The organism is Methylobacterium sp. NPDC080182, assembly GCF_050281105.1.
Taxonomy (GTDB): domain Bacteria; phylum Pseudomonadota; class Alphaproteobacteria; order Rhizobiales; family Beijerinckiaceae; genus Methylobacterium.
The window spans coordinates 193,551-205,542 of record NZ_JBNNWO010000010.1; the positions used below are offsets into that span (position 1 = coordinate 193,551).

General features: G+C 64.3%; 25 protein-coding genes. 3 read left to right on the forward strand and 22 right to left on the reverse strand.

All coding sequences use genetic code 11. The features are described 5' to 3' along the window. Positions 1-16: 16 nt before the first annotated feature. The 22 genes from ACQKQD_RS18785 to ACQKQD_RS18890 all read right to left on the reverse strand — a co-directional run bounded on the left by ACQKQD_RS18785 (position 17) and on the right by ACQKQD_RS18890 (position 10,245). Positions 17-244, reverse strand: coding sequence for a hypothetical protein (locus ACQKQD_RS18785; protein WP_427509204.1), 228 nt, complete (start codon positions 242-244; stop codon positions 17-19). 2 nt (positions 245-246) lie between these two features. Then, positions 247-441, reverse strand: a complete 195-nt coding sequence (locus ACQKQD_RS18790) for a hypothetical protein (RefSeq protein ID WP_427509205.1) — start codon at positions 439-441, stop codon at positions 247-249. 261 nt (positions 442-702) lie between these two features. Further along, a complete protein-coding gene (locus ACQKQD_RS18795) occupies positions 703-1,776 on the reverse strand; it encodes an RNA-guided endonuclease InsQ/TnpB family protein (RefSeq protein ID WP_427509206.1) in 1,074 nt (357 codons plus the stop codon). A 102-nt stretch (positions 1,777-1,878) separates the two neighbouring features. Then, positions 1,879-2,103: a hypothetical protein gene (locus tag ACQKQD_RS18800; RefSeq protein ID WP_427509207.1), complete on the reverse strand. Its 225-nt coding sequence runs from the start codon at positions 2,101-2,103 to the stop codon at positions 1,879-1,881. A gap of 156 nt (positions 2,104-2,259) precedes the next feature. Next, positions 2,260-3,135, reverse strand: coding sequence for a transcription termination/antitermination protein NusG (gene nusG / locus ACQKQD_RS18805; RefSeq protein ID WP_427509208.1), 876 nt, complete (start codon positions 3,133-3,135; stop codon positions 2,260-2,262). Beyond that, positions 3,132-3,293, reverse strand: coding sequence for a hypothetical protein (locus ACQKQD_RS18810; RefSeq protein WP_427509209.1), 162 nt, complete (start codon positions 3,291-3,293; stop codon positions 3,132-3,134). Before ACQKQD_RS18810 ends, nusG begins: the two co-directional genes overlap by 4 nt. A 49-nt stretch (positions 3,294-3,342) precedes the next feature. Next, complete coding sequence (locus ACQKQD_RS18815; protein ID WP_427509210.1) at positions 3,343-3,591, reverse strand: hypothetical protein; 249 nt, start codon at positions 3,589-3,591, stop codon at positions 3,343-3,345. Continuing rightward, positions 3,588-4,118, reverse strand: a complete 531-nt coding sequence (locus tag ACQKQD_RS18820; protein WP_427509211.1) for a hypothetical protein — start codon at positions 4,116-4,118, stop codon at positions 3,588-3,590. The genes ACQKQD_RS18815 and ACQKQD_RS18820 overlap by 4 nt, the downstream gene beginning before the upstream one ends. Before the next feature lie 19 nt (positions 4,119-4,137). Next, positions 4,138-4,947, reverse strand: a complete 810-nt coding sequence (locus tag ACQKQD_RS18825; RefSeq protein ID WP_427509212.1) for a hypothetical protein — start codon at positions 4,945-4,947, stop codon at positions 4,138-4,140. Further along, the gene (locus ACQKQD_RS18830) at positions 4,947-5,477 is read right to left on the reverse strand and encodes an endonuclease domain-containing protein (RefSeq protein WP_427509213.1); all 531 of its coding nucleotides are present in this window, start codon (positions 5,475-5,477) and stop codon (positions 4,947-4,949) included. Before ACQKQD_RS18830 ends, ACQKQD_RS18825 begins: the two co-directional genes overlap by 1 nt. Before the next feature lie 6 nt (positions 5,478-5,483). After that, on the reverse strand, positions 5,484-5,768 hold the full coding sequence (locus ACQKQD_RS18835) for a hypothetical protein (RefSeq protein WP_427509214.1): 285 nt from the start codon (positions 5,766-5,768) through the stop codon (positions 5,484-5,486). Beyond that, complete coding sequence (locus ACQKQD_RS18840; RefSeq protein ID WP_427509215.1) at positions 5,765-6,028, reverse strand: hypothetical protein; 264 nt, start codon at positions 6,026-6,028, stop codon at positions 5,765-5,767. The genes ACQKQD_RS18835 and ACQKQD_RS18840 overlap by 4 nt, the downstream gene beginning before the upstream one ends. Next, positions 6,025-6,294 (reverse strand): hypothetical protein, encoded by a 270-nt coding sequence (locus tag ACQKQD_RS18845; protein WP_427509216.1) that lies wholly within the window; start codon positions 6,292-6,294, stop codon positions 6,025-6,027. Before ACQKQD_RS18845 ends, ACQKQD_RS18840 begins: the two co-directional genes overlap by 4 nt. Further along, positions 6,291-6,659: a hypothetical protein gene (locus ACQKQD_RS18850; protein ID WP_427509217.1), complete on the reverse strand. Its 369-nt coding sequence runs from the start codon at positions 6,657-6,659 to the stop codon at positions 6,291-6,293. Before ACQKQD_RS18850 ends, ACQKQD_RS18845 begins: the two co-directional genes overlap by 4 nt. Then, the gene (locus ACQKQD_RS18855) at positions 6,656-7,402 is read right to left on the reverse strand and encodes a DNA cytosine methyltransferase (RefSeq protein ID WP_427509218.1); all 747 of its coding nucleotides are present in this window, start codon (positions 7,400-7,402) and stop codon (positions 6,656-6,658) included. Before ACQKQD_RS18855 ends, ACQKQD_RS18850 begins: the two co-directional genes overlap by 4 nt. Then, on the reverse strand, positions 7,399-7,869 hold the full coding sequence (locus ACQKQD_RS18860) for a hypothetical protein (protein WP_427509219.1): 471 nt from the start codon (positions 7,867-7,869) through the stop codon (positions 7,399-7,401). The genes ACQKQD_RS18855 and ACQKQD_RS18860 overlap by 4 nt, the downstream gene beginning before the upstream one ends. 20 nt (positions 7,870-7,889) lie before the next feature. Continuing rightward, positions 7,890-8,168 (reverse strand): hypothetical protein, encoded by a 279-nt coding sequence (locus ACQKQD_RS18865; RefSeq protein ID WP_427509221.1) that lies wholly within the window; start codon positions 8,166-8,168, stop codon positions 7,890-7,892. After that, positions 8,161-8,577 (reverse strand): hypothetical protein, encoded by a 417-nt coding sequence (locus ACQKQD_RS18870; protein WP_427509222.1) that lies wholly within the window; start codon positions 8,575-8,577, stop codon positions 8,161-8,163. Before ACQKQD_RS18870 ends, ACQKQD_RS18865 begins: the two co-directional genes overlap by 8 nt. A 243-nt stretch (positions 8,578-8,820) precedes the next feature. Continuing rightward, entirely contained in the window at positions 8,821-9,378 is a 558-nt protein-coding gene (locus ACQKQD_RS18875) for a helix-turn-helix domain-containing protein (protein ID WP_427509223.1), read from the reverse strand. A 3-nt stretch (positions 9,379-9,381) separates the two neighbouring features. Continuing rightward, entirely contained in the window at positions 9,382-9,597 is a 216-nt protein-coding gene (locus ACQKQD_RS18880; protein ID WP_427509224.1) for a hypothetical protein, read from the reverse strand. Continuing rightward, complete coding sequence (locus tag ACQKQD_RS18885) at positions 9,597-9,884, reverse strand: GapR family DNA-binding domain-containing protein (RefSeq protein ID WP_427509225.1); 288 nt, start codon at positions 9,882-9,884, stop codon at positions 9,597-9,599. Before ACQKQD_RS18885 ends, ACQKQD_RS18880 begins: the two co-directional genes overlap by 1 nt. Before the next feature lie 148 nt (positions 9,885-10,032). Beyond that, a complete protein-coding gene (locus ACQKQD_RS18890) occupies positions 10,033-10,245 on the reverse strand; it encodes a hypothetical protein (RefSeq protein WP_427509226.1) in 213 nt (70 codons plus the stop codon). A gap of 76 nt (positions 10,246-10,321) precedes the next feature. On the opposite strand from ACQKQD_RS18890, the gene ACQKQD_RS18895 reads away from it, so the two are divergent. From ACQKQD_RS18895 to ACQKQD_RS18905, 3 genes are all read left to right on the forward strand, one after another. Continuing rightward, a complete protein-coding gene (locus tag ACQKQD_RS18895) occupies positions 10,322-10,996 on the forward strand; it encodes a LexA family protein (RefSeq protein ID WP_427509227.1) in 675 nt (224 codons plus the stop codon). Positions 10,997-11,201: 205 nt separating this feature from the next. Next, entirely contained in the window at positions 11,202-11,453 is a 252-nt protein-coding gene (locus ACQKQD_RS18900; RefSeq protein ID WP_427509228.1) for a hypothetical protein, read from the forward strand. Positions 11,454-11,455: 2 nt separating this feature from the next. Next, a partial coding sequence (locus ACQKQD_RS18905; protein ID WP_427509229.1) for a DUF7666 domain-containing protein occupies positions 11,456-11,992 on the forward strand: 537 nt, incomplete at its 3' end.

An 11,992-nucleotide genomic window follows, 5' to 3' on the forward strand; every position in this document is an offset into this window, starting at 1 on the left:
TCACACTAGTTTTGTGTCAGAGCGCGTCGATGCGCTGGGCGAGGGTGCGGTAACGATCAATGATCCGGCCGATGACCTCAGCCGTGCAGTCGGGCTGCGCGTTGATCGTCAGCGTGTAGCTTATGTAAACTGGGACGGGCTCACGCTGGGCCAGATGCTGGCGATCGGCGTTCAGCGTGGGCTGTGTAGCTCTACGAGGGTCGTTGAGGCGAAGGACGGGGCTCGGCGGGTCGATGTCGTACATGGTCAGGCAGCCGGCGTGGTCTTCGCGAGTTCGCGCATGTATGCCGCGCTCACTTCGCCGTAAGACGGCTCCTTGCCGTCGCTTTCATCGCACAGGAAATCGCTGACGGTTTGGAACTCCCGTTCAAAGCGAGCAGGCTCCTCAATGAAGCGCCGCATCCACTCGTTGAAGCACTTGGCCATCTGGGCGTTGGTCATGCCTTGGCTCCCGTCATCAGGTCGAAGCCTGCGCAGACCCAAGCGAGGCCAAACAGGCTCGGCAGGAACAGCCAGGTCAGGACGGCATCAGAGTTCGGCATCGGCTAGAACCCTGCGCCTCAGGTCGGCGATCTCTTCCTCGCCCTCATCCCAATCGTCCGAGAGGACGTCGAAATCGAGATCAGAGTGGAGGCTCGACGGATCGTCAAAATCCACTGATTGCCGCCTCTCTACGGGCCGCAGAGTAACATCCACAACCTCCTAGTGGAGGCGGCTTCCCGTCTCGTGGAGGGCGATGTTCCGCCCCGAAGCCAGGATGTTGAGGGCCGCGTTCGTGTCCCTGTCGTGCAGGGTCCCGCAGTCCTCGCATTCCCAGCTTCTCACTCCCAAACCCTCGACGCCTCTCGGCGCCCCTGCGCGCGATCCGCAACAAGAACAGGTCCGGGTACTGTAGCGCTCGTCGGCTTCCACATATCTGCTGCCCGGCGTCATCGCCAGTTTGTACGACAGCATCTGCCGGAAGCTGGACCAGCCCGCGTCCAAAACGGATTTCGCCATTCTGGTGCGCGCCAGTCCGGCGCTGTTCACATCGCCCACCGCGACGAACTGATAGGTTCGTGCGATGCGCGTGCTTTCCGTGTGTAGGAAGTGTCTACGCTGAGCGGCGACCTTCCTATGGATCCTGCGTGCTAACCGTTTGCGGCCTGCGCGCTGCGCTTTTGCCAGAGCAGAGGCAGCCTTACGAACGTGCCTCGGATTGGCAATCTTGCTGCCGTCGGATAGTGCGGCGAAATCTTTAAGACCCAAGTCTATGCCGACTTCGCCAACACCGCAGGCCCGATCAGCAGCCACGCGGCAAACTAGATTGAGATACCAGCGGCCGTCCGCGTCCTCATTGAACGACCCAGAACGGATATCGTCAGGGATCTCGCGGTGTTGCCAGATGCGGAAAATCCGCTTGTCGAACCGGATGCCGGCGCGCGTGACCCTGATATTGCGGCTGGCGGCCTGAAAAGGCACCCACCCAAGAGATCTGCGCCCGCCAAAGCTTACGCGCCATTTCGGGCGCCTCTTATGCCTGTCGCGGGACTCCAACCAGTGGACCGCGACCGCTTGGAAAATGTCGGACTTCAGAGCAATGTGCTCGCGAAGTCCAGACAGGCCTTTGCCAAGCGAAACGAGATTAGGCCAGCGACCATTGACCCTGCGCGCGTGCTCCTGTGCGCCACCGCACCAGTTCCACACTTGGTTCACGTCGCGGGACATCCGCCTAAGCCTAGCGGCATGGCGGTCCTTGACGGCAAAGCGATATGTGAGGAAAACGAAGTCAGCCACAGTGACCGTTAGCGCGGTTCGAGTGGTTAGGGCCGGAGTTGGTGTTAGCGCACCGCTTCGGCCCGTCTGTTTTAGACCCCTGTCACTGCGATAGCAAGTCTATCAGCGACCGGCCTCGATCGCTTCTAAAGCCGCTTTCATCTCATTGCGGCTACGAGCGAGCCGGCCGATAGCCTTTTGAAGCTCAGCGAGCCGAGCTGCATACTCGCGCTCGGCGACATCGGCATCGCGGGCAGAGCCCTGATCGGCTTCCCAGCCATGGCGCTGGGCCGCCTCAGCAAAAGCAGCGATCGCCGCCGTGATGTCGGCCGGAAGGGTCTCGGGCATGGCGACGATCCGGCGGAAAGCGGAGACGCTTCGCACTTCGGCGCGGCATAGGGGAGCTATGGCTCAACCCGGTGCCGGCCCAAGCTGCCCCTGTCTTCTGCGACCTTGTGGGCAACAGTTATAGCAACTGGCATACTTTCGTGCGGGTTGCAAGAGTCATGCGCGATTTTTCAACTCCCGAGCCTGGGCCTGCTGCCAGATCGCGTGCTCCATCCGCTTCCGGCGACGCTCCTCAATGGCCTGCCAGTCGATCGGCGCTGAGTTCTGCGACTGCGCCAGGCCCGACATCTCACCAGCACGATGGATCGGCATCGCACCAACTGGGTCGCGCTGAACGTCGCGGGACAGGTTCTCGACCTGATCCAACGATACGGTCATGATGGTTGGGCGGCCGAAAATCTCAACCAAGGCGCGCACGCTATCGCTGGTGCTGTCGGCCTCTGCCTCCCCCTCGTAGGTCGCAAAAGCGCCGCCCACGATCTTCAGCCGCTCGCCGGCCCGCAGAAGCGGCCCGCTCAGCTCGGGGTTGCGCTCCATCTCCAGCGCGCGGCGGCGGCGCTCATCAAACCAGCCGTCCCGCTCCTCGCTGGCGAGCTGACACAGCAGCCGAGCCGAGATCCGACAGGGCTGCCCGTCGTTCATGATGACGCCGCCGATGCCGTGAACGTTGCGCCCGTCGCGGTGACTGCGCTTGAGGTCGTACCAGAGGCCGCTGTCGGCCGGCACGCGCAGAAAAACGTACCCGGGCAGGATCGGCCGCTGCGTCTCGCGCTTCTGCTTCAGCTTGAGCTTGACCGTCTCAATCCACTTCGTCTCCATCGGCACGTAGCCGAGGACGCCGACATCCTTCAGGCTGAGTAGCGTGCGCCGTTCGCCGCGAGGCGCCACCGTGACCGCGTACCAAGCCTCGCCCTCCCCGATCTCAGGCGGCGTGACGCGCTCGTCGTCGGCCAGCGGCACGTCGTTATGGAGAGGCACCGTCGCGATGTGCGTCGGCGTGATGCTAGCGTTGAACCCGCGAACCGTCTTCATCGCTTGCCGCCCTTCGCACTGTCTTCCCAGCCGGGCAGGTAGCCGGCACGATGGTCGATGAAGCCAACGGCATGGATGTCGGTGGCCTGAGTGATCCGAGGGATCGGAGGCTCGTTGAGACGCGGACAGCGGAAGCCCACATAGCGATGGGCTATCATGCTGTAGTCTCGCCTCTCCGGCTTGCGGATGGGGCGGCCGGAGGGGTGCTTAGGCCTCATACGGCATCTCCGATGGGTCCAAGCCGCCGATGCCGAAATCGCGCTCAATCGTCCGGCCGCATGTGACGCAGATGTCGCGGACGTAGTCGCGAGCCTTGGACGCCTCAATCACCCGGATCGTGTCGTCGACGTGCTGGGATTGAACGCTCTTCGTCGTCGGTGACCGAGAGTCGTAGCGAGCTTCAAACCGGCAGCCGCCGACCCATTTGCCGCGTCGCGGGCACACTGGCTCACTCATCCCACATCCTCCCGTGTCTCTTGAGATTTCGCTTTGGCTTCGGCTTCTCTAAGGGTGGAGAGAGCTTGAAGACGGTCAGTGTGAGCAAGGCCGGCTTCACTGGTTCGGTTGCCAGCGCTCGCCTCCGACAACTCGGCCACGATCTCGGCGAAGCGGCGGGATACCTCGGCTCGCTCTGCGTCGGTCGGCGGCACGTAGATCTCGGCATCCAAGACCGCGTTGATCTTGGCGCGCTCGTACTGAGCGTCCGCGATCAGGCGCCGGCAGACGGCCGCGATCTCGCCGGGCTTGGGGGCATGGATCCCCTCCCCCTGATCGGCGGCTAAAAACTGCGCACAGGCGGCCTCCACGGCCCAGCCTGGGTACTTCGTCAGGGTCATGAGAAACGCAGCCTTCTGGAGCTTGCGCGTCTCCTCATCCACATTCGGCACGGCCATGACGGAGCGGAGCAGGCCGACCGATCGCAACACCGTGGCGCTGTCGCAGGGCTGGAGCCGCTCGTCGAGGTGATGCCGACGCTCGACCAAGGCCTGCCGCTCCTCGGCGCTAGGCTCGGCCGCCGCCGACAAGGCGCAGCGTCGCCACTCCCCAGGGATCGGCTCCAGCTTGTTGTGCAGCCGGCTCGTAAGGTCTGCGACCGCCCGGCTTACCGGAGCGATGCCGCGGCCCGGCGTCAGTGTCGAAAGGGCGTTCGTCATGGCGACCCCCGTTGAGTTCGTGATGGGCTTCGGCGGCGTCACTGGCCCACGAGTCGGCAGCCGAACGCCGCAGGGGCTGCCGGGACTTCGGACGGATCGGATTGAGGATCCGAATGGCGTAGCCGAACGGGTCGCCAGTTCCGTTGGCGACAGTGGCGCTCAGCGCTTGGAAGACGTCCTCGGCGGCGTACTTCGCCAGCAGTTTGCCCAGCCACTTGCGGACGCTGGCCTCCGATCGCTTGCCCATGTCCGCCAGGATCGCCGGGAACTCGACCCAGATCCGATCCGAGGTCGACAGTTCGCGTCCCTCGCTCTTCGGGCCGGCGGCAGCCGGCGCCGAGGCGACAGCCTCGGAAACCGGGGCGGGGGAGGGATTAAGGGTGGGGGGAGTGGGTGTCGGGAGAGGGGGGCGACCATCAAGGGCGGGGGCGGGGGCCGCCGTGACGTCACGGTTTGTCACGGGCTGTTCGTGAAGTCCCGTGACGTCACGTGACGCGAAGCGACGGCGACGCGACTGACGCTCCCGATCCTGCTCTTTGCGGCGCTCAAGCGCCTCGCGCTCAAGCTGGGCGCGCATCACTTCCATGGCGACGCGCTGGACGAGCATCGGCGGGGTGCCGGCGGCGATGAGGTCGGCGATGAGGGTGTCGTCTGACATCACCACCCCATCTGTATCCAGTCGCCGACCTCGCCCGCGCACTTCAGCGGGTTCGCGTACAGCTCGGAGCCGGTGAAGCGCAGGATGGTGTAGCCGCGCATCTGAAACTCGCGGTCGCGACCACGATCCTTGGCAGCCTGCTCCTTCGTCCGCTCGTGAAAGTTATGGCCGTCGCACTCGACGATCAGCCGGCGCCATTGGGGCCGACCGCTTAGTCGGCCGAACTCCCAAGCGTAGATCAGAAAGTCGACGCGCCAGCCATCAAGCTGCGCTTGAGGAACGAGGACAATCCGTCCGGGGTCCTCGGCCGCCAGTATCTGATCGAGCGGCCAGTCCTTGCAGGGAATGGCCACGCGGTGGAGTGGGCCGCCGCCGAACCGGCAGTACGACAACAGGGCAACGTAGAAGAGCTTTTCGATCGGACTATCGCCGGGCGCATCGTCCGGCATCCACGCAAGTTCGCTATCGACGTACTCAACAATCTCGTCGCGCAGACGCGCATACGGGCCTGACAGAGGCATCTCACCCATGGCGGTCTACGCCTCCTTGTTGGATTGTGTAGGAAATGGAATGGCTTGGCGGGCTTTCGCGAAGGCCTCGCGCGACACGAAGACCTCGCATTCCGTCGCCCGATCACGCCGTGCCCACGCGGGGCCGCCCTTGTCCGGCCCGCGCGTCTTCGGCGGGCAGACAGCGCCGCGGACCATCACGCCCTGACTGTTGCTGGGGTGACCGACCGTCGTGAAGATAACGCCGGTCCAGCCTTCCGGAAGCCCGACAGCTTCGCGAGCGCAGTGCGTGTAAAGGTCGAGGTTATTCACGCGCGCTTCCCCTTGAGGACTTCGGAAACTCGGCCTTGGTTCACACCGATGACCTTCGCGATGTCGGCTTGAGACATGCGCGGGACCTCGCAGTGAAGCTGGCGGATCTCGGCGGCGATCTGATCCGTCATGCGACGCGACCGGGCCGGAGCCCGCTGAGCCGGCCGGCGCCGAAGCTCGTCAGCCAGTCCCGCAAGCTCAGGAAGACCCTGCTCAGCAGCGACCTCGCGGAGACGGTCGGCTATCTCGGGGATCCTCATGGGCGCCTCGTGCGCGTCGAAGCCGCCGGGCGCTTGCCAGCGTCTGCATCAAGTATCTTCTGCTGCATCCGCGCCGGCAGCTCGCGGAGGATCCGCAGAGCTTCACTGTTGCGAGAAGGCATGAAGGGGTCGCCGAGGGCGCGACGAGCTTCAGCGGCTTCGGGGAATGCCGCCAGGACGTCACTCAAGCGATGACAGGCGACGCCCATGGCGGTGATGCCGATGTCGCCGCCTTTGAAGCAAGGATGGCGATCGAAGGCGCTCATCCCTCGGCCTCGTCCGTCAACTTCTTGCGCGGCTTCGGCTCAATGGCGGGCGCCGGATCGCGGAGGCTGAAGTGCCGGCAGGATGCCTGCGCGTGCGGAACACCGGGACCTTCGGCGCCCTGCATCAAGCGGCTAAACTGCCGGCAGCGGCGCGGGCAGAGCTGGCCCTCCTCGCGACGGAAGCGCTTGCCGCTGCCCCAGTGCAGGCATTCGCGGCAGGTCCGACCCTCGGGACCGGTCTCGGCCCAGTGCGCCATGCCGGGGACGGACGCTGCGAGCTGGCGCGCCTGCAAGGCGTCGTCAGGCGGCATCAGCCCGGGGGTGAGCAGGCCAAAGACCTGCTGCTGCGGGGAATGCATGCTCATGCCGCTACCTCAAGGTCGGGGATAGATTGTGCTATGCGCTGACGCTCCGCTCGGGCCGCGAGGATTGATCGCCCGAGGATCTCCGGGACGACCGGCAGCACCGTGTTGCCGAGGGCCTTCAGTCGAGCTTGGTCCAGCCGATCGGGAGGCCCATCAGGAACTCGAATTGCTCGGGCGTAATTCTCCGCTCCCCAAAGGCCGCTGCATAGTTCCTGCAAGCGGGCCACTTCTGCATTGAGGAGGCGAGGAAGTTCGCTTTCGTCGTGGGGGTATGCACAGCCCCACCAACGATCTCTCTTATGGTCCGCCCCTGCTTGAGCTGCTGAAATACGGCAGTGGTACGTGCTGTATCCGTAGCGGCGCAGACATTCCGCCGCGTGGGCGATTGCCTCTTCGGAGACGTTTTCGAAGGCGACGTAGGTGGGCTCAAGCTCTCCAACTGTCCGGTCCATTTCTGGCCAGAAGTCGGTAGCGACCCGACGGCCTCGAGAAGCCGTACTGAACGGCTGGCAGGGGAACCCGCCACAGACCACGTCAGCGGCAATTCCATCTGCGCGGAGTCGGGCCGCCGTGAGCGTGCAGATATCATCGTAGCAGGGCACCTCAGGCCAGTGCTTCGCCAGCACGCGCCGGCAGAATTCGTCGATCTCGCAGAAGGCGACGGTGCGCATGCCTGCGCGCTGCAAGCCGAGGCTGAAAGCGCCGATACCGCTAAACAGGTCCAGCACGCGGAGTTGGCTCATGCCGCCCTCCCCGACGTGTCACGGATCAGCATGTCGTTGGAGGGAAGACGCCAGTCTCGGACGGCCTGACGGGCTTCCTCTACCGAGCGGACGACCTTCACGGCATGGCCCAGGTCTCCAAGGGCGTCATGCACGTCGAGCTGGACGTCCGAAGGGCCTTCCTTCTTCAAGCCCTTCACGATCGGCGGCTTGACCTCCAGAAACCAAATGCTCGGCGAGAAGTCAGCGGGTCCGATGATGTCGAGATCAGGCCAGCCAGCGATGGCGCCCATGCGCTTCTCGCGGCGGCCCTGCTGCATGCTGCGGGGCTTGTTCGGGGTATGCTTCACCCGCCAGCCGTGAGGCAGCGTCGCGCGCAGGTAGTCGAGGATCGCGATGTGAACCGGGCTCTCCCGATCCACCCGAGCGCGTTTCTTCGCTGCGTCTGCGCGGCGGTGCTGCAAAGCTATTGCGGATGACGCGACCATGGGGCCTCGTGCTGTGAGGGTCAGAAGGATGTCGGGGGGACGAGGAGCGGCGCACCGAAGCGAGCCGCCTTCTCGACGAAGGCCGAATACCGATGCGCCCGATCTTTCAGGCGAGCGCATCGAAGGCGCTGCTCGTCGGTCGGGGCATCCGGGCGCTTCGACCGGCCCAGATGCCGATAGACCGCATGGCGACCGCATCCTGTCAGCCGCGCGATCTGCGTGTTGGTGAAGTCCAATTCGCGAAGCTCGCGCATCCGGACGACATCGCTGGCGGTGATCCAACCGGACGCGTTAGGCATTGCGGCCTCTCAGTCGTTGCCGGTCTTCGACCACCACGACATCAGCCGCATCCGCTGCCTGTCGAAGAACAGCGCGAGCCTTCGACACGCTATCGAGATCAGCCCCGGCGGCGATGGACGCGGTAAGTTCGGTTTCATGCTTGAGCGCCCGTAGTTGCCGATCCCGCTCAGCCTCGTAGGCAAGCGCAATCTTGGTGAGCACATCCGCCCAGATCCGCTTCGGCGCGCGATAGCGCAGCGACCAGAGCTGGCCGTATTCAATGCCATGCCGGCGAGCGAGCCGACGCATGGCGTTCTCAGTGTCGCCCGGTCCCCGAGTTTCCCAGCGCAACAAGGCGCCAGCCAGGGCCTTCGCCTGAGTGACCTCAGCCGTGACCATTTGCGAAACCTGCAAAGAGAATTTGCCCATTGGCAGATCCATCCCGTGTTGAGTGACCCTCGACACGGAGGCACCGTCCATGAGCACGAACGGAGGGGAACGCAGTACAGATGATCGTAATCGCGCGCCGTCCTGGCAGGACTACATCGACGCGCTGAGTTTGGAGGGGGCTCGGTACAGGCCGGCAAGCCTGCGCAAAGCCCTTCAAGATCGCGAACGTGCGGGCGGCAACCCGCGCGCTGGCGAAAAGGATGGTAAGTGATGGCGAAGAGATCATTTCGACCTCTCCGACCAATCCGCAGCCCAAAGAACCTTAGCCATCGCCACACGGCTCTTGGGCAGCTCGATATCCAGGCGATCCACGACCGCCTGAACGCGGCGTACACCATGGAGGACCGTCGTATGGTCCTTCCCGCCGGAGCGGCGACCGATCTCGGGCAGGCTGTAGGTCGTGAGCGTCCTGGCGACGTAGAACAGGATCTGCCGGGCCTTCACGACATTGGCCTGACGTCTATCCGAGCGGATGTCCGTGACGGTGATGCCGGTGGCTCGGGCCACTCGGGACATCAACCGGACCATGGGATGCGAGGCGTTCTTTTTGACCGAGCGCCGGGCCGCCCGACCCGCCGGCAGATCATTAAAGTCCTGCGGGACAGCGGGCTTCGGCGGGATGAAGCCCTCGCGCTTTACCTGCGGCTCAAACCGCGGCTTCGAGACGGGTGGCGGGGCGGGCCGCGGAGCGAACATGCGAGCCCGCAAAGCAGCGGCGTCTCGACGCAACTGATCGGCGGACTGATACTCGCGGACAGGCAGGGGGCCACCACCAGACATCTCTCAGGCCTCCTGCGAAAGCTGGTCAGCCACCGCCAAGCAGCGGTGAGCGTGGTCAAGGAGCTGCCGACGGGTGAGTTGGATGCCGCGGCGATAGCGCCGGTCGAAGGTCAGGCTCACCGAGGCGAAGGCGCCGTAGCGAATGGCAGCGACGTCCAGGGTCTTGCGAGCCCCGTCCTCAATGACCTCGACGGCAGCCGGTGAAGCGAGGGCCGGCATCACTCAGCCGCCTCGCGTATGTGCGCGCCTACGTGCGAGGCGGCGCGGTGGTAGCTGTCGCGGTACAGGTCCAGCAGCTCGGCCTGCTCAGCCGCCTTGCCGCTGTCCTTCTCGGCCTTGCGCAGCTCGCGAACGAGCGCACCCATAGCCGTCTTGTCGAACCCCTCGCCGGCAGCCTCGGCGTAGATCTCTTTCTTGACGCCGTTCAGCTCATCCTGCTCCCGATGAACCGTGAGGATGCGGTCGATGAAGCTGGCGAGCCGCTGGCCGGCGACGGGGCTCTCCATCCCACTCACAGCGCGTACCTCACGGCACCGCATAGGATCAGGATGGCAGCGCCAGGAATGACCGGGCTGTCGATGTGACGCCAACGGCAGACACACCAGACAGAGACGATTGCCATCGTCGCGAGCCAGGCTTTCAGGATAAGCAAGGTCATGCCGCCGCTCCTTCGCCTGAGGCCCGCACGAAGGCGCGGATCTTCTCGACGGTGTTCAGGGTGACGCTCTGTCCTTCCTCAAGACGACGGACGAGCCGGCCGTTCTTGACTGCCTTCTGGCAAAGCGTGGCCGGCGACAGGTTCAGCCGGCTCGCGGCTATCCTGATCTCGGCCAAAAACTTTGCAGAGGCGCTGGACATGAACGCCATAATAGGCCGCAGCCTATCGGTGTCAATAGGCCCTGGCCGCATTGCCGATAGGCCGACCTTTCGCGATGTAACGCGCATGACTGATTGGCGCGACAGGCTGAAGCGCGCTCTCGATGCGCGCGAGATCGACATGAAGCGCGCGTCGCTATCGGCGGGCCTGAACGCGGCCGCCGTTCAGCAGATCATCAAGGGCAACGATCCGAAAGCGAGCACGCTTCAGCAGCTCGCGCGCTCTAACGGCCTCTCTCTGGATGAGATTTTGCTGGACCGTCCACACTCGTCCACAGCGGAACAAGTTAGGAACGATGTAAGGCTGGCTCCGGTTGTCGGAACGGTCGCGGCAGGATTATGGTTTCTGCCCGACGCTCCACCGCAAGTTGAGCCTGAGCCCGTGCCTTACGTGCCTTGCCGACATCCGGATTTGGCTCAGACCGCATATAAGGTGGTCGGATCGTCGATGAATAAACGTAACGTTCACGACGGCGACTTTGTGGTGACCGTTCCTTATTGGGAGGCGCGCATGGCGCCTGTGGCCGGGGATATCGCCGTCGTGCAGCGCAGCCGGGACGGCGGCCTCGTCGAGCTGACCATCAAGGAGATTGAGGTGACGCGCGAGAGCGTGCGGCTCGTTCCGCGCTCGACGGAGCCGGAATACCAGGACGTGATCATCATCCCCCGGACGATCCGCCCTGAGCTTTATGAGGATGTCACCATCATTGGATTGGTAGTCGGAAAATTTTCGACCCTCTGATAGGCTGCGGCCTAATCAGCGCTTGACACGTCAGTAGGCCAGGGCCTATCGTCTCTTCATCGCCAGACGCGATGGAGACGCCCCCGTGTCCCAGATCCTCGTTCCCATCTTCGGCGCCGCCGCCTTTCTGACCGGCGCTCTGTTCTATCTCCTCCCGACCATCCCGGCGTTCGCTCGCTACCTCGGCAACGAGGAGGCCTGAGCCATGCGCGGTCTCTTCGACATCGCCCCCTATGCCGTCGCCGAGTTTGAGAACGGCTATGCGGTCTACAAGGACATCTTCCGCCTCACCGACGAGATCGACTGCGAGGCTGACGCCTACGGTCATGCCCATGGCTTCCTGGATGAGGATGCCGCTCAGGCTGAGATCGATGCTGCCGAGCAAGCCGAACTAGAGGCCGCGCGCTACGGCGCAGACGCCGACGAATTCCCCACTCTCGCCGCGAAGGCTGCCTGATTATGGCCAAGACCCGCAAGGCTGCGAAGGCGGCTGCTCCAGTCGTGCCTGATCAGGACGACGAGCCCTTCATCACCTCGTACAAGGGCTTCAATCGCGACCTGACGTGCCGCGGCTTCAAGTTTGAAGTCGGGAAGACCTACACCGTAGAGGGGAAGGTCGAGGCGTGCAGCAACGGCTTCCATGCCTGTGAGCATCCGCTTAACTGCTTCGACTACTACGCGCCGGCCACTTCTCGGTACTTTGAAGTTCGCCAGTCCGGCGATCTCGCTAGGCATGCCGCAGACACGAAGGTTGCCTCAGCCAAAATTACGCTCGGCGTCGAGCTGTCCATTGGCGATATGGTCTCCCGTGCCGTGAAGTGGGTGTTTGATCAGGCGAAGCCTGAGAACACTGAGCACGCCACCGGGTACCAGGGTGCCGCGTCCGCCACCGGGTACCGGGGTGCCGCGTCCGCCACCGGGTACCAGGGTGCCGCGTCCGCCACCGGGGACCAGGGTGCCGCGTCCGCCACCGGGGACCAGGGTGCCGCGTCCGCC